The sequence below is a fragment of the Vreelandella salicampi genome (genome assembly GCF_013415105.1).
GTDB lineage: Bacteria > Pseudomonadota > Gammaproteobacteria > Pseudomonadales > Halomonadaceae > Vreelandella > Vreelandella salicampi.
The window spans coordinates 323953-345383 of sequence record NZ_JACCDF010000002.1; the positions used below are offsets into that span (position 1 = coordinate 323953).

The following is a 21431-nucleotide window of genomic DNA, read 5'->3' on the forward strand; positions in this document are numbered from 1 at the left end:
TCACTGGGTTTGTCTAACGGGTTTCCAGCCAGCGCCTCGCCAGCCTTGTAGCGTGGTCGAGCGTTTTGACGGCGGCCAGCTGCCCGGCTTGGCGCTTTATGCCTGCCCGCTTGAGCTTAAGCAGCAAGTGTGTGGACAGGCCGACAAAAATCAGCCTGATGTGCCGCTCGGCAAGCTCACGCTGCAGCGATTCAAGCGCCACGATGGCGGTCGCATCGAGGCTGGGTACCGCGCGCATATCCAACATGACGACGTTAATGTTGCGGTCGACCACGCGCAGTGTCGCGATGGCTTTTTCTGCGGCGCCAAAAAATAGTGGTCCACTAACCTGATAAAGCGCTACCCCGTCAGGCAGGGGCGCATGCGCTTCATCAAAAGCGTCCAAACGCTCGGCGGAGGTGAGCTTCGCCATGCGGCGGATAAAGAGCGCCGCGGCGAGCCCAATGCCCACCGCCACCGCGAGCACCATGTCGAAAATGACTGTCAAGGCAAAGCAGATGACGAGCACCGCCACATCGCTACCCGGGGCGCTTTTGAGCGTATGGACAAAATGGCGGGCTTCGCTCATGTTCCACGCCACGATAAAAAGTAGTGCCGCAAGGGCGGCCATAGGGACTTGCCCTAGCACGCCCGCTAGCGCGACCACCGCCAGCAGCACGACCAGCGAATGCACCACGGCGGCAAGCGGCGAAAACGCCCCGCTTTTGATGTTGGTCGCGGTGCGCGCCAGCGCAGCGGTGGCGGTAATGCCGCCAAAAAACGGCACGACAATGTTGCCAAGCCCTTGGCCAATGAGCTCGGCGTTGGGATCGTGGCGCGTGCGGGTGAGGCCATCGGCGACAACCGCGCACAAAAGCGACTCAATGGCCGCGAGCAACGCGATGGCCAATGCCGGGCCGAGCAGCGATTGGATGAGAGCAAAATTGACCTCAAGCGGCTGGCCATCCGCGCCAGGTAGCTGCCACGGTGCGCTGAAACTGGGTGCAAAAGGCGGAATACCACTGCCGCTTTGGCCCTCGATCTGCCATTGAAAGCGCGATGCGATGGTATCGACTTCAACGCCGAGCGCGGCAAGTAGCATGGCCAATAGCGTACCGACCATCAGTCCGGCCAGCGGAGCGGGAATGGGCGTGTTTAAGCGCGGCCAAAGTAGCAGCGTGGCGAGGGTGACGCCGCCAATACATAGCGCGACAGGTGAGAGGGAGGGTAATGCCTGAAAAATCAGCAGCAGGTTGTGCGGTGTGCTATCGCTTAGCGCGACACCTGAAAGGCCGAGAAAATCGGGAATCTGCAACAGCGCAATGACCACGCCAATTCCGGCGGTGAAGCCAAGAATCACGGGGTAGGGCACGTATTGAATCAAACTGCCGAGCCGAGAAAGCCCTAGCGCGACGAGAATGATGCCCGCCATAAGGGTGGCAATTAACAGTCCACCGAGACCGTGCTCGGCCACAATGGGGAACAGAATCACCACAAACGCCGCAGTTGGCCCGGAGATATTAAAGCGCGAGCCGCCGGTTAGCGCGATAATGGCACCCGCCACGATGGCGGTGTAAAGCCCATGCTGCGGCGGTACGCCGGTGGCGATGGCCAGTGCCATAGAAAGCGGCACCGCGACAACGCCAATGGTAAGCCCTGCCATTATGTCGCGTTTACACTTGGCCCAGGTGTAGCCCTCGCGCCAGGCGTCCATCAGCGCTCGGCCAGGAAGAGGAAAGGTGAAATCCAACGACGAGCGGCGTTGACGCGACATGGTCACTCCCTTGAAGGCGGAAAAGCAGGCAAAATCGACGCCTATACGCTACGCCTACCCGGGGCTTCTCACAACAATTAGATAGGAAAGGGGCTCACCAGGTAGCGGTGATTGCTTGACGAACCGCCGCTACAAGTCTTCGCTGTCATGCTCGCTTACTCGATTGAGCCATTGCGCCATGCCACTATCTTCAAACGCATAGTTGCCGCGTCCGGAGCGCCAGACCAGTTCTTTCTCTCGTAAGCTTTCCAGTGCCTTCTGAATATTAGTGGCCGTGGGAGTCTTGGCGTGTGGGTCTCTCTTTCGAAGAAACGATTTAATGGCTTTTTGCGTCTCATCTTTGTAGGCTGCAAAGGGTGCTTTTGAGAGTGATTGTTGCGCTATCGCCTGCAACACGGCTTTCTGCACATTGGGCAGTGGATCATACGCCAGAAGGTAGTCTGTCCAGATTTCCTCTTGAAAATCATGAGCATTACGCTCAAGCAGTTCTCCCAGGTTGGGGGCATCACCCATCTCAAGCGCTACCCGCTTGACGATGCTGGCCAATAGCTCTGGCCGGTGGCCCACTAGAGAAAACGCTTTATACATGTCGTCTTCCTGAAAGTGGTTGTTCTGCGCCAGCTTTACGTTTAAATCTTTGGTATAGGCCCGCACAAAATCTCTGTCGAGTAATGGAAAGGGGGTAATCTCCGCGCCGAAAAAGGGTTGCTTCGTGTTAAGAACCAGTTGTGCGAGTTTATCGCGGCTAGAGCCCGTAAATACCAGGCGTAATCCCTGGCCCTGCCCACCTTGATTGAGTGCGTCCCGAGCGGCTTTCAGCGCGAACATTGAACTCATACCTTGCTCGCTATTCAGTGCGTGTTGGGCTTCATCAATGATTAACACGACTAGCTTGTCTGTTGCCGCTGAGAGCAATTGAAGCGCATCACCCAGGGTTGCGCCGGCGGGTAGCTTGCCAGCGGTAAAATCCCAGGTGACGGTTCGCAGGATGCTCACTCGGGATACGCCGCTGGACTTCAGCAGCTTGGTGACAAGGCTCTCATTATCGTAGAGCTTAGCGACTATTGCGCTTTCAATCAGGGAGGCAGGGTCAGCATCGCGGTTTGACCATAAATCGACGTAGACCGTCTCCCAGTCGTTGGCCTGACATGCGGGGATGAGGTCTTCTTTCAGGAAGGTACTTTTTCCTGTACGACGAGGAGCGGTGAGGAACATGCCGCTGCTAAAATCAATGATGCTTGTACCGGCCATTCCATCTACCAGCGATTTAGCGAGCGCGTCACGATGGTATACAAAAACAGGTAGCATATTACCACCAATTATCTTTATGAGTATGATTTATACTTTATCAGATAATTGGTGATAAAAGGAGTCTACATTTGGTTCTTCGTGACTCCTTATGAAATCATCTCCGCTAGCCAGATAATGGCACCCGTGGGAAGGCGCTTCCGCGCGCGATGATTTGGCGGTCTTGCTGCGTCCATTTTCCAAATGCTGTGCCTTTTCTGAGAATAATTAATCAAGAGCGAGTGCGGCGGCAGGATGTTCTCGAGCGATATATTTCCGGATTTCCTGTCGATCCTGTGACGCTAGACGTGTTGATACCATAACGAGTTTGACATCCTCTCCTTAGGGACTGTCGAAGCTCCGATGTTCGCGCACAAAAAATCCCGGCGCATGCCGGGATTTGTCTTTTAGCTTTGAAGCAGACGCCGTTACAGCTGGGCGTTTTCCGGCGGTTCGCCGATAGTGCCCGGCATCGCATGTTGATGGCCGGCCAGCGTTAAGAAGTGCAGGTGGCGTTCATACTCGGCGACCAAGTCGCCAATGACCTGTCCACGCGTGTAGCCGTTAAGGTCCTTGTCTTGCCCGCCTTCGGCAAGGAAGACATCCAGCCGCACGTAGTAGTCATCGTCCGCCGGGATAAAGCTCGGCGTGCGCATGCGGTGGGGGCAGACCTGATAGACAAAGCTGGTCGCATCGCCTAAATCAACTTGTAGCATCAGGTTGGGCAGTGACTCACCCTCTACATGCTCTTCGGTGACGTTGGCGGTTTGGCCACGGCTTTCAAGCTCTTGGGCAAACTGGGTCATCGCCGGGCGGATAGAGTGCTCAAGGGTCGCGGCGGCACCGGCGCGGTTCGAGGTATCCAGCGCGCGGTCCAAACGCTCTTTCCAGTCGCCACCTGAGGCACCGCCCGCAATCATACGGCGCGCGTCAGCTTTGCTGCCTTCAAGTTTCAGCGCTTTATACATGCCCACCATGATGGCAAAAATCACCACGGAGAACGGTAGCGCGGTGATCACCACGGCACTTTGCAGTGCAGCGAGCCCGCCGGCCATCAGCAGTGCAATAGTGATTAAGCCGATCACCGCCGACCAGAAAATGCGCAGCTTCACCGGTGCATCGTGGTTCACGTCACGAATAATCGACGTAAAATTGGCCAGTACCAACGCGCCAGAGTCGGCCGAGGTAATAAAGAACACAATGCCTAGAATCGTGACCACGGCTGCGGTAATGCCCACATAGGGAAAGTACTCAAGCAGCGTGTAGATGGTCGTCTGCGGAGAGTTTAATGCCTGTTCGCCCAGGGCTGCTGCACCTTGGTTGGCCACCAGCTCGATACCGGTGTTACCGAATATCGACATCCAAACCATCATAAAGGCCAGCGGAATAAACAAGGCACCGGTAACAAACTGGCGGATGGTGCGACCACGGGAGATACGCGCCAGAAACAGACCCACAAAGGGTGTCCAGGCAATCCACCAGCCCCAGAAGAAGATTGTCCACCACATCTTCCATTGCTGGGCGTCTTCACCGTCAAAGGCGTAGGTATTGAAACTAGCCGCTACAAAGCCAGATAGGTAATCACCGGCGTTATTGACCACTTTATCCAGCAGCACCAAGGTATCGCCTGAAAAGAGCACAAACAGCAAAAGTGCCAGTGCCAACAGCATGTTGAACTCAGACAGACGACGGATGCCTTTCTCAACGCCGGTCACTACAGAAATCGTCGCTAATATCACCACCAGTACGATCAAAATCACCTGTACGGTGAGGTTTTCCGGCACGTCGAACATATAGTTCAGGCCGTAGTTGAGCTGCATCACGCCGATGCCGAGACTCGTCGCGATACCGAATACCGTCGAGATCACGGCGGTAATGTCCACGGCGTTGCCGATTGGGCCGTGAATACGCTTACCCAGTATCGGGTAAAGCGCGCTACGGATCGCCAGCGGCAGGCGGTGGCGGTAGCTAAAGTAGGCCAGCGCCATACCCATCAACACGTAGAGCCCCCAGCCGGAAAGTCCCCAGTGCAGATAGGTTTGAACGACGGCATTACGCATCGCCGCTTGGCTTTCAGGCGTTAGGTCGGGCGGTGCCAAATAGTGGGCCACCGGCTCGGCAACGCTGAAGAACAGCAGGTCGATACCGATGCCTGCAGCAAACAGCATCGCCGACCAAGAGAGCAACGAAAACTCCGGCCGCGAGTGATCTGGCCCCAGGCGGATGCTGCCAAAGCGGGATAGGCCAATAGCGACCACAAATACCAGGTACGCCACAATGGCGAGCATGTAGTACCAGCCGAAGGTTTTACTTACCCAGGCAAGGCCAGCATCAAAAAAGGCACCCGCTTGCTCGGTAAAAAGCATCGTAAGTACGAGAAAAACCAAAATCCCTGCGACACTACCGTGGAAAACCACGGGGTTTAATCGGTCGCGTGCAGGGGACGTTATCGTGTTGTTCGCCATAAAGGCGGCCTCCTCTAGCCGTATTGGTGTATTTTTCTATTTTGAATGAACGTTCAAATAAAATACGCGGTTTACGCTCTGGCTTCAAGGGAAGGGCAAAGACAAACGCCGAATAGAAAACAAATGATGACGGGGATAAACGTAAAAACGCCCGGAAATCCGGGCGTTGGGTGAAAGCTTAAAAGCGCGAAGTCAGTGGTATTATTCGGCGGTTTCAGGTGCCATGCTGCGATCACCACGCTTATTGCGATATTCCTTTTGCATATCGCGCATCGCCGCTTTCAGCGCGTCACGCTCTTCTTCGGTGAGAATTTCCTGCATGCGGCCGTAGTGCTCTTCGCGCAGCTCGCGCATGGCGTTGTAGTGAGATTCCCGCGCCTCGTTGAGCTGGGTTTGTTTCTCTTCACTGATACCCGCTTGCTCGTAAACCGCCTGGAGGCGCTCTTCCATACGCTCTTGCATTTGTTCCGGCATACCGCGCTCACCGGCTTTACCGCCGTGGTGGTCGGCGCTTGCCGTGGCAGCGAAGGGCATGAGGGCTAGGGCAAGCAGGGTTGGGGCGAAAAACGAACGTGTAAGCTTCATGGTGAACTCCTTTATGTTGACGCTGACAGTATTGCCGGTCGGCGTGCAAACCGTTTGCAGAGAGTGTGCAACAAACGTGACGTTACGCTTTAATCTCCCCTGACCCTACAGGTGACGTTCCACGGTTAAGGAGCCGACCACGATGAAACCAAGCAAACAAACGCGGGCAAGCACTAACATGGCCCTGACGCTCTCGCAGCGTGTGCGACGCTATTCCAGTATCGGCGCGCTTATGCTGCTGCTTAGTGGATGCGGTGTCACCCATCGGGTGAGTGAAGGGGAGCCTGCGTCGACACAAGAGGCGCTGCGCGAGCCGGTGCCCTTTAGCCGCCAAGCGGCGCAGCGCTATACCCCGGACGACTGGCCCGAGGTATTACGGGCTGATGTCTACCTGCCGGAAACCTTAGGCGAGCAGTTGCGCCCGGCGGCGCTGGTGGTGCACGGCGGCGGCTGGCGCAACCGCGGCCGGGAGGATATGCATGCCATTTCTGAAAAGCTCGCCGCGCAGGGCTACGTCACCGTCAATATCGAGCACCGCTTTGCCCCTGACGACCACTTTCCGGCGCAACTTTACGATCTTCAGCAAGCCATGCGTTGGCTGCACGCTAACGCCGCCGCTTGGCAAGTGGATACCGAGCGCATTGTGGGGGTGGGGTTCTCCTCCGGCGCGCACCTGGTAAGCCTCTTAGCCGTGGCGGGGGCTGAAGGGCCGCTGGCTGAGCCCTACGGCGGTGAGCAGAGCCGTTTAGCGGCGGTTTTGGCAGGAGGGCTTCCCAGTGACTTGTTGAAGTTCGACGATGGGCGCTTAGTGGTGGATTTTATCGGCGGCACGCGGGCGGAAAAGCGCGAGGCTTACGTGTTGGCATCCCCCGCCCGGCAGATCACCGAGGCCGCGCCGCCGCATTTTCTCTACCACGGCACCTGGGATCAGCTCGTGCCGGTAGATCACGCCACCGATTTTTATGCCGCGCTCGTCGCTCACGATGTGGAAAGCGAGCTGTACCTGCTGCACGGGCGCGGGCACATCGCCAGCTTCTTGCTCAACGGCCAAGCGATTGAGGCCGGCATTGCCTTTCTTAATCGGCAGATAAAACCTTAAGGGAATATGATGGCCTTCGGCACGTTGGATAGTGACCTTACGTTGTTATGACATAGCCAACGACATCATTTCGATAACAGCGCCATCATCAAGATCCATCTGATCGACGATTTTGTTTAATTGACTCATGGCTTCCTGAAGTGCGCTATTAAGGCTATTGATTGCCTCTTGCAGGGCGTTGAGCTTCGCTTGGCGTTGTTCATCGCCCAATGATTGGTCTTGCATAACGTCCTGCAACTCCTGCTGCTTCTCCTTTAATTTTTCTCGATACTCGGCTATGCGCTTTAGTAGCTCTTGTACTTCGGGGGGAAGACCACTTTCCTCGATTTTGGTGTTCTTCGCTTCCAGTGTGTTGCCAGCTTTTTCTGAAGAAGAGGCGATGCCTTTGGCCAGGGGTGAAAGATCCAAATATACGCTGGTGTTGGCACCCGCCAAGTCAGCGTCAGACGTGACCGGTGTGGTTGTTACCTTCTCGGCATTTAACGGCTCACTACGTAAGGGAGATGCGTCTAAAGAGACACTCCCGGTAGATAAAGAGATGGTCATGGCAATCTCTCGCGATAGTGTTAAGGGCTATTTTTAAGCAGACGCTGCAGCGACTACATAGGCTTGCTTAGGGAGGTAGGTTATAAGCAGGCTAATAGAGTTATCGACAGCCTGAGCCGATACTTTAGTTCACGCTGAAACACCAACAGGTGTTAAGCACATCCCAGGAAAAGGGCTAATAGCCGATTCACCGAGACCATCACTTCATCTTCGAGGCGGCCAAACGACGCGTTTACTTTGTCGCGTTTCAGCGTCATCGCCTTGTCTACCATGACCTGAGATGGCCTCCTCAACCCGTTTTCGGGTGTGGGCTCTACATCAACACGGATCAGCGGCGCATCAACTCTTGCACTGGATAACGGCAGAACCGTAATACTGGCCGTGTTGCTGAATTGATCTAATTGGATAACAAGCGCTGGTCGCGGCTTCCCAAAGTCACCCTGCAACGAGACGGTTACCAAATCACCACGTCTCATGCATCCCACTCATCGATGACGTCATTGAGGGCGGCTTCCATAAAGCTGTCCAGTTCATGGACAGCGGCGTCAGCTTCAGCCACTCGCCTGCACTGACAGCTGACCTCTTCGGCGAAGCCAGGGCAGCGCGACTAGCCCTCCGGCTGGTACTTGTAACCAACGCCGTAGACCGAGCGGATAATGTCTTGCTCGGGCAGTACGTCAGCGATTTTCTTGCGCAGTTTTTTGACGTGGCTGTCGACGGTGCGCTCGGAGACGATGCGGTTATCGCGGTACATGTGATCCATCAGCTGTTCGCGGCTAAAGATACGCCCTGGTGCATGCATCATGACGCGTAGCAGTTGAAATTCCACCGCAGTCAGGCCGATATCCTGGCCGTTAGCGAGCGCTTGCCAGCCGTCGTCGTTCAATGTGACCGGTGACGGCGGCGGCCCCTGTGTGGCGGCATCCGTCGCCTGGCTGCGGCGCAGCACCGCCTTGACGCGGGCGACCACTTCCCGCGGGCTGAAAGGCTTGCAAATGTAGTCGTCGGCGCCGAGTTCGAGCCCGAGCAGTCGGTCGACTTCTTCGACCTTGGCGGTCACCATGATGATGGCGATATGCGGGTAGTGCTGACGTATCTCGCGGCATAGCGTTAGACCATCGACGCCGGGCAGCATCAAATCAAGCAGAATCAACGCGGGCGCGTGCTGTTCCAGCCACGGCATCACTGCCTCGCCGTCTTCCAGCGTGGTGACCGCAAAGCCGTTGGTTTGCAGATAATCCGCCATCAAGCGGGCAATCTTGGGCTCGTCTTCCACAATTAATAAAGAGGCGTCGTTGGGCATACGGTATTTGTCTCTTGCGGTGTTTGTCTTTTACGTCGATAAAAGCGGGAAGCGCAGCGTCCAGCGTAGTCCGCCAAGTGCTGAGTCGCTGGCTTCAAGCGTGCCGCCATGGGCGTGAATCAGGGCGCTGGCAATCGATAGCCCGAGGCCACTGCCGCCGCTGGCGCGGTTGCGCGAACCTTCCACCCGGTAGAGACGCTCCGTCAGGCGGGAAAGTTCGCTTTTCGGCACGCCAGGGGCGCTATCTTCCCACGTCAGCACCGCCTGTTGCCCTTGGCGTTTAAGCGTGATGTGTAGGCTTCCGGGGCTATCGGTATAGGCGCAGCTATTATCCAGCAGGTTGCTCCAAAGCTGGCGCAGGCGTTGGGCATCACCGTGAATCATCACGCCATCATCAATCTCAATGTTTAAGCGAAGCCCGCTGTCATTAAGCCAGCGCTCGGCGTCCGCGAGGCGGTTTTGTAGGCTGTCGCTCAAGTTCAGCGGGGCTAGGTGAATATCCAGCGCCCCGGCGTCACTTTGCGAGAGTAGGCGTAAATCGGCGACCAGCCGTTCTAGCTGTTCGACTTCTTGTGCCAGCGAGGTTAAGTTTTCCTGGTTGAGCGGGCGAATGCCATCCTGCATGGCTTCGATCTCGCCGCGCAGCACGGCAAGCGGCGTGCGTAGCTCGTGAGCGGTATCTGATACCCAGCGGGCGCGGGCGTCGCGGCTGGCTTCTAGTGTGGCGGCGAGGACGTTGAAATCCCGCGCCAGGCGCGACAGTTCATCACGGCCGCGTTCGGGCAACCGGGTGTGGTAATCGCCACGGGTTAAGCGCAGCGTGGCGCCGGCCAACGCCCGCGCGCGCCGCCCCAGCCACCACGAAAGCCCGCCGGCGAGCAGCAACGAGGCAATGCCCAGCGAGACGACGATGATCAGCAGGTTGCGCTGCTGGCGCTCCAAAAAGCGGCTTTCCATACGCTCCATCATTTGCTGTGGCGGGCGAAACCCCAGCATGCCGATAACGTGCTCGTCGGCTTTTAGTGCCAACCAGTGCCAGTCGCCGGTGCGCTGCGCTTGCTGGGGGATGATAAAGCGACCATCGCGGGCGCGCAGGGCAAAATCGCGCGCTTCCCCCAGCGGTGACGGGCGGTCGCGATGGGATCGACCCAACGCGTGGCGGACCACAGCGGGCCAGCGCTCGGGCTCGCGCTCTAACCACTCCCAGCTTTGATGGTACTGCCAACGGTTGACCAAGCCATCCGCCAGCACAAGGGCACGGCGCTCCTGCGCTTGGTTGAGGTAATCCAGAAAGCCACGGTCGATGCTGTAGGAAACAGCCATGAACACGCCGGCTGAAATCGCCACGTTGACGCTTAAAATGATCGCAAAAAGCTTAAGCCCGAGCCGCGACGGTTTCCACGTGAATGTTTCGCTCATGGTGTGACCTTGGGCGCCTGACGGGCGGGTTGAAAGCGCTCGCGCAGGTTCTCAAGGCCGAGATAGAGGCACGGCACCAGCACTAGCAGAATCAACGTCGCGAACAGCATGCCAAAGCCGAGCGAGATCGCCATCGGGATCATAAAGCGCGCTTGGCGGGAGGTTTCCAGCATCATCGGCGCAAGCCCCAGAAAGGTCGTTAAGGTCGTCATCATAATCGGCCGCAGGCGGCGGGTCGCCGCGGCCACGATTGCCTCGCGGGCGGCCATGCCCTCGCGGCGCTTGCGGTTAGCGTAGTCGATCAGCACCAGGGCGTCGTTGATCACCACGCCCGAGAGCGCCAGCATCCCCAAAAGGCTGATAATCGAGAGCCCAAAGCCCAGGATCACGTGGCCCCCAATGGCCCCAACGATGCCGAACGGAATCGCGGCGAGCACCAAAAGCGGCTGGGTGTAGCTGCGAAACGGAATCGCCAGCAGGGCGTAGAGCGCACCGAGCAATAACCACATGGCCGTGCGCAATGCGGCAAGGTTATCGGCGGTGTCTTGCTGGCGCCCACCCAAGCTGACCTCCAGCCCGGAAAATTCGGCTTTCAAACGCGGGAAAACGTCTTCCTCTAAGGTAGCGAGCACTTGGTTAATCGCGGTGTCGCCCTGAGTATCGGCGGTGACGGTGATAATCCGCCGCCCATCGATGCGTTGCAGGCTACTTGATGCCTGGCTTAGCTCGATATCCGCCACCCGCGAGAGCGGTACGCTCAACCCATCGGGGGTGCGCACCGGCAAACGGTAGAGCTCATTGAGGCTGTCGCGCGCGTCCATCGGTAGGCGCACTTCCACGCTGATTTCGTGGCGGCCGACGAACTGCTCGACGGCAGTGGCGCCTTGCAGCGGCCCGCGCAGGGCTGACGCCAAATCGCGGCCGGTGAGGCCCAGCGCACGCCCCTCGGTGGAGAGGCGCATTTCCAGCTGGGGCTTACCATCACCCAGGCCGCTGTCGATATCGATTAAGTCATAGTCGCCAAGTTCCGCAGCCAGGCGTTCGGCGGCGTTTTCCAGCACCGGGGTGCTCGGGTGCGAAAGGCGTAAACTCAGCGCAGCCCCGCTGCCCGGGCCGCCAGCGTCAGACTCAAAGCGCACCGACTCGGCGCCAACCAGATCACCGCTTAACTCGCGCCACTGGCGGGCGATCCGCGAGGGCGGCCAGTCGTGCAAGCTGTCAGTGGCGATATCCAGACGCACGTTTAGGCTTTCGCCGTCGAGCTGAGTGCGCGTGCTGCTAAAGGCAAGCCCGGCTTCGCGTGCGGCAAGCGTCTCGGCGGCGTCTAGGAGCTGTTGGCTTAAATCGCGGCTTAGGCTGATATGGCTGCCGATGGGCACGGTGACGCTGGCTTGTACCTGGTCAGATTCCACCCGTGGCATAAGCGAAAACCCCAGCCGGCCGCTCATCGCCCAGGCCAGCGTGACCACCAGCACGGTGATACCCACCGCCACGGTGAGTAGGCGTTGGTTGAGTGCGCGCTGCAAAAACGGCTCGAACTGATGGTAAGTGGCGTGGTGTAGCCCCGCCTGCATACGTTGGCGCACGGCCTCGAGCGGTCGCTGCCAGGCAGGCGTTTGGCGTGGCTTGCGGGCGTGGGCTAAGTGGGTGGGGAGGATAAACAGCGCCTCCAGCCAGGAGATCAAAAATACCGTGATCACCACTACGGGCACGGTGGCAAAAATCAGCCCTAAAAAGCCGGGGAGGAACAGCAGCGGCAAAAACGCGACGATATTGGAAAGAATCGCAAACGTTAGCGGGGTGGCGATTTCCCGCGCGCCGCGCACCGCCGCATCGCGCAACGAATAGCCTTGCTCGCGGTAGCTGTAGATGTTTTCCCCCACCATGATGGCGTCATCCACCACGATGCCGAGCGCAATAATAAAGGCAAACATCGATATCATGTTGATCGACACGCCAAGCCAGGGCAGAAACACCATGGCGCCCAAGAACGCGGTGGGAATCCCAAGCGTCACCCAAAACGCCAGGCGTGCTTCTAAAAACAGCGCCATCAACACCAACACCAGCGCCAAGCCCATCCAGGCGTTTTTCAGCAGCAGATCCACGCGGCCTTGATATACCTCAGAGGTGTCGCGGGAAATATCCATGCTCACGCCCTCGGGCAGCCCCGCGCGCAGGCGGTCAAGCTCGCCTTGAACGGCCTCGGAGATTCCGGTGGGCGTTTGGTTGCCGATTTGATAGACATCCACCGACAACGCAGGCTCGCCGTTATAAAAAATTTCGCGGTCAGTTTCAGCAAAACCCGCGCTTACCTCAGCGATATCGCCAAGGTGTATAGGTGCGCCCTGGGCGCTGGTGATGATGGGCACGTCAGCAAAGGCCTCAACGCTATCGCGGCGGCCCTGGTAGCGAATCAGCCACTCGCCTTCTTGGGTGGTTAGCTGGCCGCTAGCCAAATCCAATGCCTCGGCGCCGATGCGCTCAGCCAGTGCTTGATGATCCAACCCGAAGCGTTCGATGGCTTCGTCGTCTAGGCGAACTTGAATCTCGCGGGCGCGATTGCCGGAAAGCTCGGCGCGTGCAATGCCACGAGTCGCCTGTAATTCGGCGCGGACGTTTTCGGCGGCGTCGTGGAGGGTTGGTAGCCCCACGTGGCCGTACACTTGCAGGCTCAGCACGCTGCGCGAGCGGCCAGAAAGAGTAAAACGCGGCGGGTCGGCGGCGCTGGGCAAAATGGTGATGGCGTTGACCGTCTGCTGAATATCCTGATAAACGCGCATCACGTCGACACCATCGGTGAGCTCGGCCCGCACTTGGCCGCTGCCCTCATTGGCGGTAGCGGTAAACTCATCAATGCCTTCTACATCGGCAAGCGCGGCCTCCACGGGGAGCAGCAGGCTCTGCTCGATATCCTCCGGGGTGGCGCCGGGGTAGCTGATACTGACGGTGACGATTTCCATCTCGAAATCGGGGAATAGCTCTTTTTTGATCGACAGCGACGTTATCAGGCCACCGGCTATCAGCAGTATCATCAGTAAGTTGGGCGCGACGCCGTGGTCGACCATCCATGCTAGCGGGCCACGGCGGATCATTGTGCGGCCTCCCGCACGCGTACGCGTTGGCCTTCACTGGGCTGGGCGAGGCCCGTAACCACCACGCGTGCATCCGCGTCAATGCCGGCGCGCACCAGCGCCTGTTCTTCGCCGCGGTAAGCCAGGGTAACTGTCGTTTGGCGCAGTTGGTCGTCGTCATCGACCGTCCATACCACGTCCCCCGGCTTAAGCGCCGACGATGGCAGGGCGATCAGCGCCTCTCGCGGTTTGGGGTGAAGCGTCGCGCGGACGATATCGCCTAAACGCAGCGCCGGGCCATCGCTTTCAAGGGCGAGTGGGTCGTCCACGGCGATTAAAAGCTGCGCCTGCAGGCCGTTCTCTTCCAGGTTAGGCAGGATCGATATCAGCTCGCCCTGGCGTTGCTCACCCGCCGGCCAGCCACGGCTGGTTAAAGTGGCGCGATCCCCCACCGCGAGCCACCCTAACCATTCACCGGGCAGGGAAGCGCGCAGCCAAAATTGCTCAACCCCGACCAAGCTAATCACTTCGGTGCCCTGGCTTAACAAGCTGCCGGCGCCGACCAGGCGCTCTTGCACCATGGCGCGCCAAGGGGCAGAGAGGTCGGCGCGGTCAAGATTCAGCGCGGCCTGATCGCGGGCGACGCGGGCTTGGGTCACCCCAGCCTGGGCTTGGCGTAGTTGCGGCTCGCGCAGCACCAGTGCCTGGCGTTCAGGCGGGAGGTCGCGGCCAAACGACTGATATTCACTGCGCGCGCGCTGTTGTTCGCCCTGCTCAAGCGCCAGTTGTGCTCGGGCATTGGCAAGCTCAGCCTCGGCGTCTTCTAGTGCCAGGCGTAAATCGGCCTGGTCGATGGTGGCGAGTGTCGCGCCTTCTTCCACCACGTCGCCAGGCACCACGTTTTGGCCGAAACGGCTTAGCTCGCCGGCCACACGGCTAGCGATATTGGCTTGCTGCTCTGGCTCGACGCGGCCAAAGGCCTCTAGCGTTGGCGCTTGCTCGATGCGTTGGGTGTGAATCACATCCACCAGCGGCGGGGTGGGTGCTGGCGGCGGGCGACGCTCAATACGCGGCGGCTGATTCAGTAGCCACCACGCCAGCACGAGCCCGCCAGCAAGCACCAACAGCGCCGCCAGCGCGCCGAGGTGAAAACGGCCCGTTTGGTGAGAAAAGCGAAAGCGAGGGTCAGTCATTGGCGTGGCAGCGTCCCTGTGGCGTAGAAAACATCCAAGAGAATAGCGTTATTCTCACTATAAAAACGACGGCAACGTCAAAGGCCGGCGAGGAGCGAGAGCGTAGCATCGCAGGTGTAAGTGAAGCGATTAGGCACACAATGTGGAAAGTCTGTGCAATAAGCGGTGCTTGCTTGAAACGGAAGGAGGCGGCAGGCGTATAGAGCCCGCCGCGAATACTGAGAGAAAGGGTTAGGATTTACCCGCGGTAAAGCCCCCATCAACCAACAGGTGAGCCCCAGTGACAAAGCTGGCTTCGTCGCTGGCGAGGAACAGGAAGGCGTTGGCGATCTCTTCCGGGCGGCCTAGGCGGCCGATGGGGTGCAGCTGGATTAACCCTTGAAGCATGTCGTCGTCGAGCGCTTCGAGCAGCGGCGTGTCGATATAGCCAGGGCCAATCGCGTTTACCCGCACGCCTTTTGGCGCAGCTTCGATGCCAAGCGTGCGGGTCATGTTGACCACGCCGCCTTTAGCTGCGGTATAAGCCGCGGTTTGCGACTGACCGAACACGCCAAGGATAGAGGCACAGTTAACGATACTGCCGCTTCCCTGGCGGTACATCACCCTAAGCGCGGCACGGGCGACGCGAAAAACGCCATTTAGGTTGATATCGATGATGCGCAGGTATTCGTCGTCGCTGACGTCATCGGAAGGGCAAAGCCCACCAATACCAGCATTGTTGAACACGGCATCGACGCTGCTTAGCTCGGCCACGGTGTCATCAAAGAGCTTGTCGACCTGGGCGGTGTTGGTTACGTCGCACACCTTGAACAGGCAGCGGCCGCTATATTGGTTATCAAGCTTCTGAGCGTGGGCCGCGCCGTCGCTATCTTCTATATCGGCGATCACCACGCTCGCGCCCTCTTCCAGACATCGCTTGACACTCGCCAGGCCAATGCCGCTGGCGCCGCCGGTGACAATGACGTTTTTTTCTTCTAGTAGCATATTGAATTCTCCTTAATGCGGCAATGTCGCGTAAATGTATCTCGGTGGTGTGGCCAAAACTTGTCACAGGCCGCTGAAATGCCGTCCAAACATCGTTACCATAGAAGCTAATTTAACTATCCTTATATCGCGTTTGACGCCCACTTCCGCCTCATGCATCTATTGCTACAGAAACGTCGTATTATCACGACCGCCATTATCGCCGTTGTCGCCACCGGCATTACGATAGCGGTGTTAGTCGCGATACCGCTGATTAATCAGTTGCACACGCAAGCCGAGCAGATGGCCAGCCGTGTTGTCGATACCAAAACGGCGAATATTCAGGCCATTTTTGACCAGCATCAAAAACTGGCCGCCCAGACCGCTAGCCGTACCGAGATTGCTCGCCGACTCGCTGCGTACGTCAATGGTGAACAACCCTTGAGTGTGCTCCAGCCTTATATAAAGCCGCGCTTAGAGGATGCTGTTCTTAGCATAGACAATCTTGCCGCCCTTGTGCGTTTTGACGCCTCAGGCAATGAAGTGGTGCGCGTGGGGCCAATGGCAAACGAGCTTCCCGGTTCGATTCCGCTGTTAAAAACCGTCGATATCAAACCGTACGCACAGACAACTGGCGAGGAGAGTCGCCCGTTATTGCATACCTTTAGCCCGATCTACGTGGAGGGGGAGCGCGTGGGTTACGACCTGCTGCTATTCTCGTTGGCGCCATTGCAGCGGGTGTTCCAAAGTGTCGAAGGCTCGTCCATTTGCTTGTTAAACAGCGACAGAACGCGACGGGTCGCGTTGAATGCCGAGACCGGTGTGTTAGACGTCATGCCGCCCAACAGCTGTTTGGTCTCGCAAGTGAGTCGCGAACGTTTAGCGCAAGACGGTTTTTTTCGCGCGGTAGATGAAGAGGGGCATCGCGTTTTGGCCTTTTTGCGCTCGTTGGAAGGGTACGATTGGGACGTGCATGTGCGCTCAAGAATTACCCAAGTGTTTGGCGACGTGATACAAGAAATTATCGTTACAATCCTGGTGATCATCTTTTTATCGGCATTGGCAGGGGTGGTTGTATGGCGCGCGCTGAAACCTATTGTGCACGCCATGTCAGAGCAGACGGAAAAGATTGCCCGCTCCACGGAAGAGTTACGGTTGGTGTATCAGGTGTTTGAGCACACCCACGAGGCCATCGTGATCGCCGACGCGACGTTTCATATTATCCGTGCCAACCCCGCATTTATCGACATAACGGGGGCTGACGAGGGAGCGCTTGATCAGCAGAGCATAAAGGCCTTTTTCGCTTACCCCGATGATCACGATCCGCTCCCTGAAAGCCTTCATCAACGCCTGCTCGCTGAAAACGCATGGCAAGGGGAGGTGTGGCTCAAAGGTGCCGATGGTAATGCGTTTCCCAACTTGCTCACCGTTTCCCCTGTGATAAATCGGCGACGTCAGGTCTTGCAGTTCATCATGACCTTTAACGACATTACTGAACGGGTAAAAGCCGAAAAACAGATGCGCCGTTTAGCCCACTTTGATGAGCTCACCGGACTACCCAATCGCACGGCGCTGGAAAACCATTTGCAGCAATCGATCCAAAAAGCTCGCGAAGAAGATGGCTCTTTTGCGTTGATGTTCCTCGATTTGGATAAATTTAAACCGGTCAACGACACCTACGGCCACCATTTGGGCGATGAGCTGTTGCGCCACGTGGCCACACGGCTCAAGCGCTGCCTTCGCAGTAATGATGTGGTGGGCCGTCTCGGCGGCGATGAGTTTGTCGTCATTACTGCGCCGCTTCAAAACGAAGACGATGCCAAGGCGATTGCGGAAAAAATTGTCGAGGTACTGAACGACACTTTTGAGATTAAAGGCCATCACATCGAAATCGGTGTGTCTGTCGGGATTGCCCTCTACCCGAAAAACGGGAAAACGGCGGAAGAGCTTTTACAACAAGCGGATAGTGCGATGTACGCGGTCAAATCCCACGGGCGCAATAACGTGGCAGTGGCTTCTCAGGTGTAGACCGGCACTTGCTTGGCTACTGCCGAAGTTGAGCAAAGGGAAGATGAGCCTAATTGCCTTTTGCAGCGTGAGTTAACTGGGCGTGGGGCAACTGCCAGGGATAGTTGTTTTTGCCTTATCCCTGGCCGCGTCCATGCTAACCAGTTTTGCGTTGTTTATGTTTAGCCTTTGGCGGGCGCGATGAGGCGTCGCGGTAACGCTAAATGTCTTTATATAAGTGTCTTTATAAAGACGCCGCAGCGCGGGCGGCTTGGTCGTAAAGCCCCGACATAGCGCGCAGTAAACCCGCCAGCCGTCGCATTTCGTCACGTTCAACGCCCATGGAGGCGAGTGAATCCACCAAGCAGGTTTCGCGAATTTCCGCGTACTGACTACACGCATTGCGCCCGGCGTCGGTGGTACGGAAGAACGTCTCTTTGCCTTGCTTTTCCCCGCTGACCAAGCCCAACCGCGATAATTTCTTGAGGGCGTAAGTGACCGTGTGCGTGTCCTCCACGTTTAGCACCAGACAAATATCGGCTTGGCGCTTGGCACGCTCGCGATGGTTCACGCTGTGCAGCACCAGAACATCCAACGCGCCGAGTTCGGGATAGCCGGTGGCGGTCATGCAGCGCACCATCCAGCGGTCGAAGGCGTGGTCGGCGATGATCAGCCCGAACTCAAGTTCCGAAAGCTCTAGGCTGCTGCGTGATAAATGCTCCGACGATACGATGGGTCCGTAAGCCGGGCGTGTGGGCGCTGTTGGTTCATGTTCCATATTGTTGCGCTCTCCTTAAGGGGTGACCTTATCAATTGCTCATTGCCTGGGGTAACCAGGTGACAATGCCGGGGAATATGCTGATTAGCACCACGCCCAGCATCATCAGGAAAAAGAACGGCATGGCCGCCCAGGCGATGGAGAGGATGTTGCGCCCCGTCATGCCTTGCAGCACAAACAAGTTGAAGCCGACCGGCGGTGTGATCTGAGACATTTCCACCACAATCACGAGATAAATCCCAAACCAGATCAAGTCGATATTGGCCGCTTCCACCATGGGTAACATGATCGAGGTCGTCAGCACGACAACCGAAATACCATCCAAGAAACAGCCCAGCAAAATGAATAGCACCGTGAGGGCCGCCAGCAACATCCAGGGCGATAGGTTCATCGTGCCAATCCAGGCAGCAAGGTCGCTGGGCAAGCCGGTAAAGCCCATGGCCGCAGTGAGAAAAGAGGCACCGGCGAGAATAAAGGCAATCATGGTGGACGTGCGCACGGCTCCCATCAACGCATCGCGGAACATGCTAACGCCCATGTTGCCTTGAACTCGCGCCAGTACGAGCGACAGCACGACACCTACCGCGGCAGCCTCGGTGGGTGATGCCAAGCCCGTGTAGATGGAACCAATCACGCCGATAATGAGTGCCAACATGGGGATCAAGCGGCGCGTATGGCGTAACTTTTCTCTCAGCGGCATGCCACTTTCAGCGGGCGGCACACGATCAGGGTGGCGCCAGGACCAAATCATTAAGTACAGCGCAAACAGGGAAATCAGCATGAGGCCGGGGAAGATACCCGCCATGAAGAGTCGGGCAATCGATTGATCCGTGGCCACGCCGAAGACAATCAAAATAATGGAAGGTGGAATCAAAAGCCCTAGCGTGGCAGAACCGGCCAGGGTGCCGATCACCAAACTCTCGTCATAGCCGCGCCGGGTTAGCTCAGGGATGGTCATTTTACCCATAGTGGCGCAGGTGGCAGCCGAAGAGCCGGAGACAGCGGCAAACAGCCCGCAGCCAACGACATTGGTATGTAACAGTCGACCAGGAATACGCTGCATCCAGGGAGAAAGCCCAGTGAACATGTCATCGGCGAGGCGCGAGCGGAAAAGAATTTCTCCCATCCAGATGAACATGGGGAGGGCGGTGAGCTCCCAGCTGTAACTGGAGCCCCAAATGTCAGACGCCATCACATCGCCGACAGGGACAGAAGCGAATTGCGAGAGCCCGAGCCAGCCCAGCCCCAGCAGTGAAAAGGCGACCCAAACGCCACTGCCGAGCAGCACTAAAAGTGCGCCGAAGAGCACGGTCATCATTACTAACATAGTTAATCTCCGAGGCTTACTCGTGGCCGCTGTCGTCGATGGTAAAGCTATGCGGGTGCTTGATTGCTGCTGTCAGGGTTTGAAAGAGACTCTCCAGAAGCGCCAGGCAAAAAAGCGCGACCCCTGTCAGCATGGCAGATTGAGGAATCCAAAGCGGAATGCGTAAAAGCCCGTAAGAGGTCTCGCCAAATGCAATGCTGTCGTCGAGCAGCCAAAAGAGATTCCAGGCCAGGTAAAGGCAAAGTATTAAGGCGACGGTAAGGCAGAATACTTCGACCCAGGCGCGCGCTGCAGCGGGAAAGCGGCCAATTAACAGGGTGACGCGAATATGGCCGCCGTGGATAAAGGTATAAGCCAGCCCGAGAAAGCTCGCCCCAACGAGTAAAAAACCGGAAATTTCCGACAACCCTGGTATAGACAAACCAATACGATCACCACCGATAGTCGTGGCAACGCGATCAATGATGCGACCGAGAATTTGGGTCGTGATCAGCACGCAAATGAAGCTTAGGCAAATAGCGGCCATATAGCCGCCGAAGTTATAAAGTGGGCGAAGTCGATACGTCATGATGAGATCCGCATGTGGTCTTGAAGCACCCCAGCCTCAACGGCCGGGGTGGCTTGGTAGGTTACTCACGGGTTTTTTCGTAAGCTTCTAAGATGGCTTCGCCCTGTTCGCCAGCGCGTTCTACCCACTCGTTTGTCATCGTTTCGCCTACTTCCCGGAGTTTTTCGGACAGCGCTTCACTTGGCTCGCTGACCTCGATGCCGTTTTCTTTGAGTATCGCAATGGCGTCATCGGTTTCCTGGCGGCTCATTTCCCAGCCACGCTGTTCGGCTTTTTCGGCGGCTTCGAGTACGGCCTCTTGGGTGGCTTCATCGAGGCGGGAGAAGGCTTTCTCACTCACAATCACCATGTTTTTCGGCAACCAAAGCTGAGCATGGTTGAAGTGGCTAAGGTAATCCCACGCTTTGGTATCGGCGCCGGTTGCAGGCGAAGTGATCATGGCATCAACGCGGCCGGTGCTAAAGGCGGTAGGGATGTCGGGAACTTCCACCTGAGTCGGAACGGCACCGGTCAATTGGGCAATACGTTCGCTTGAGGTGTTGTAAGCACGCATGCTCAAGTTTTGTAGGTCGTCACCGGACTCTAGCGCTTTGTTGGTGTAAATACCTTGCGGCGGCCAAGGGACTGAGAAAAGCAGGCGTAGCCCCTGGCCCTCTAACTCTTCGGTGATGATGTCGCGCGAGGCTTCCCACAGCGACCGAGCATCTTCATAACCTGTGGCCAAATAAGGCACGGAATCCACTTCGTAAATCGCGTTTTCGTTGGCCAAGCGCGACATAATGAGCTCGCCCATCGGGACGATCCCCCGGCGTACCGAGTTCTTGATTTCAGCGTGACCGATAAGCGAGCCGTTAGAGTGGACGGTGATATCCAGCTCACCATCGGTTGCCTCGCGGATATCATCGGTAAACTCGCGGATATTGACGGTATGGAACGTGCGGTCGCCGTAAGGCGTTGGCATATCCCATTCAGTGGCCGCTTGGGCACCGGTGCTCATGACAGTGAGGCCCAAAACAAGGCTTGCTGCCGTAGCGAAATGGGGAAGGCGGGGTTGGTGAAATGTCATA

General features: G+C 57.4%; 17 protein-coding genes and 1 pseudogene. 2 read left to right on the plus strand and 16 right to left on the minus strand.

The genetic code is table 11. From position 1 onward, the window contains the following. Positions 1 to 13: 13 nt before the first annotated feature. From dauA to HZS81_RS04345, 4 genes are all read right to left on the minus strand, one after another. Positions 14 to 1753 (minus strand): C4-dicarboxylic acid transporter DauA, encoded by a 1740-nt coding sequence (gene dauA / locus HZS81_RS04330; protein ID WP_179929316.1) that lies wholly within the window; start codon positions 1751 to 1753, stop codon positions 14 to 16. Positions 1754 to 1882: 129 nt separating this feature from the next. Further along, on the minus strand, positions 1883 to 3061 hold the full coding sequence (locus tag HZS81_RS04335; protein ID WP_179929317.1) for an AAA family ATPase: 1179 nt from the start codon (positions 3059 to 3061) through the stop codon (positions 1883 to 1885). A 407-nt stretch (positions 3062 to 3468) separates the two neighbouring features. Further along, positions 3469 to 5505, minus strand: coding sequence for a choline BCCT transporter BetT (gene betT, locus HZS81_RS04340; protein WP_179929318.1), 2037 nt, complete (start codon positions 5503 to 5505; stop codon positions 3469 to 3471). Between the two features lie 201 nt (positions 5506 to 5706). Next, entirely contained in the window at positions 5707 to 6090 is a 384-nt protein-coding gene (locus HZS81_RS04345; RefSeq protein ID WP_179929319.1) for a hypothetical protein, read from the minus strand. Between the two features lie 178 nt (positions 6091 to 6268). On the opposite strand from HZS81_RS04345, the gene HZS81_RS04350 reads away from it, so the two are divergent. After that, positions 6269 to 7189, plus strand: coding sequence for an alpha/beta hydrolase fold domain-containing protein (locus HZS81_RS04350; RefSeq protein WP_179929465.1), 921 nt, complete (start codon positions 6269 to 6271; stop codon positions 7187 to 7189). A 45-nt stretch (positions 7190 to 7234) separates the two neighbouring features. Here the strand turns inward: HZS81_RS04350 and HZS81_RS04355 are convergent, their stop codons facing one another. From HZS81_RS04355 to HZS81_RS04390, 8 genes and pseudogenes are all read right to left on the minus strand, one after another. Continuing rightward, entirely contained in the window at positions 7235 to 7735 is a 501-nt protein-coding gene (locus tag HZS81_RS04355; RefSeq protein WP_241697362.1) for a hypothetical protein, read from the minus strand. Positions 7736 to 7887: 152 nt separating this feature from the next. Next, positions 7888 to 8211: a type II toxin-antitoxin system PemK/MazF family toxin gene (locus HZS81_RS04360; RefSeq protein WP_179929320.1), complete on the minus strand. Its 324-nt coding sequence runs from the start codon at positions 8209 to 8211 to the stop codon at positions 7888 to 7890. Continuing rightward, positions 8208 to 8327: pseudogene (locus HZS81_RS18260) on the minus strand (antitoxin MazE-like protein); the annotation flags it as partial. The pseudogene HZS81_RS18260 and the gene HZS81_RS04360, both read right to left, overlap by 4 nt. A 15-nt stretch (positions 8328 to 8342) precedes the next feature. Further along, the gene (locus HZS81_RS04370; RefSeq protein ID WP_179929321.1) at positions 8343 to 9038 is read right to left on the minus strand and encodes a response regulator; all 696 of its coding nucleotides are present in this window, start codon (positions 9036 to 9038) and stop codon (positions 8343 to 8345) included. Positions 9039 to 9068: 30 nt separating this feature from the next. Further along, positions 9069 to 10457, minus strand: a complete 1389-nt coding sequence (locus tag HZS81_RS04375; RefSeq protein ID WP_179929322.1) for an ATP-binding protein — start codon at positions 10455 to 10457, stop codon at positions 9069 to 9071. Then, entirely contained in the window at positions 10454 to 13549 is a 3096-nt protein-coding gene (locus tag HZS81_RS04380; RefSeq protein WP_179929323.1) for an efflux RND transporter permease subunit, read from the minus strand. Before HZS81_RS04380 ends, HZS81_RS04375 begins: the two co-directional genes overlap by 4 nt. Then, positions 13546 to 14721 (minus strand): efflux RND transporter periplasmic adaptor subunit, encoded by a 1176-nt coding sequence (locus HZS81_RS04385; protein ID WP_179929324.1) that lies wholly within the window; start codon positions 14719 to 14721, stop codon positions 13546 to 13548. Before HZS81_RS04385 ends, HZS81_RS04380 begins: the two co-directional genes overlap by 4 nt. 231 nt (positions 14722 to 14952) lie before the next feature. Next, on the minus strand, positions 14953 to 15705 hold the full coding sequence (locus HZS81_RS04390) for an SDR family NAD(P)-dependent oxidoreductase (protein WP_179929325.1): 753 nt from the start codon (positions 15703 to 15705) through the stop codon (positions 14953 to 14955). Positions 15706 to 15858: 153 nt separating this feature from the next. Between HZS81_RS04390 and HZS81_RS04395 the strand changes: the two genes are divergently transcribed. After that, positions 15859 to 17712 carry a sensor domain-containing diguanylate cyclase gene (locus HZS81_RS04395; RefSeq protein ID WP_179929326.1) on the plus strand — a complete coding sequence of 618 codons (1854 nt, stop codon included), beginning with the start codon at positions 15859 to 15861 and terminating at the stop codon, positions 17710 to 17712. A gap of 223 nt (positions 17713 to 17935) precedes the next feature. On the opposite strand, the gene HZS81_RS04400 is transcribed toward HZS81_RS04395, so the two are convergent. From HZS81_RS04400 to HZS81_RS04415, 4 genes are all read right to left on the minus strand, one after another. Beyond that, a complete protein-coding gene (locus HZS81_RS04400; RefSeq protein WP_179929327.1) occupies positions 17936 to 18469 on the minus strand; it encodes a winged helix DNA-binding protein in 534 nt (177 codons plus the stop codon). A 31-nt stretch (positions 18470 to 18500) separates the two neighbouring features. Further along, the gene (locus tag HZS81_RS04405) at positions 18501 to 19796 is read right to left on the minus strand and encodes a TRAP transporter large permease (RefSeq protein ID WP_179929328.1); all 1296 of its coding nucleotides are present in this window, start codon (positions 19794 to 19796) and stop codon (positions 18501 to 18503) included. Positions 19797 to 19812: 16 nt separating this feature from the next. After that, positions 19813 to 20364 (minus strand): TRAP transporter small permease, encoded by a 552-nt coding sequence (locus HZS81_RS04410; RefSeq protein WP_179929329.1) that lies wholly within the window; start codon positions 20362 to 20364, stop codon positions 19813 to 19815. Between the two features lie 61 nt (positions 20365 to 20425). Next, a complete protein-coding gene (locus HZS81_RS04415) occupies positions 20426 to 21430 on the minus strand; it encodes a TRAP transporter substrate-binding protein (RefSeq protein ID WP_179929330.1) in 1005 nt (334 codons plus the stop codon). Position 21431 lies beyond the last annotated feature (1 nt).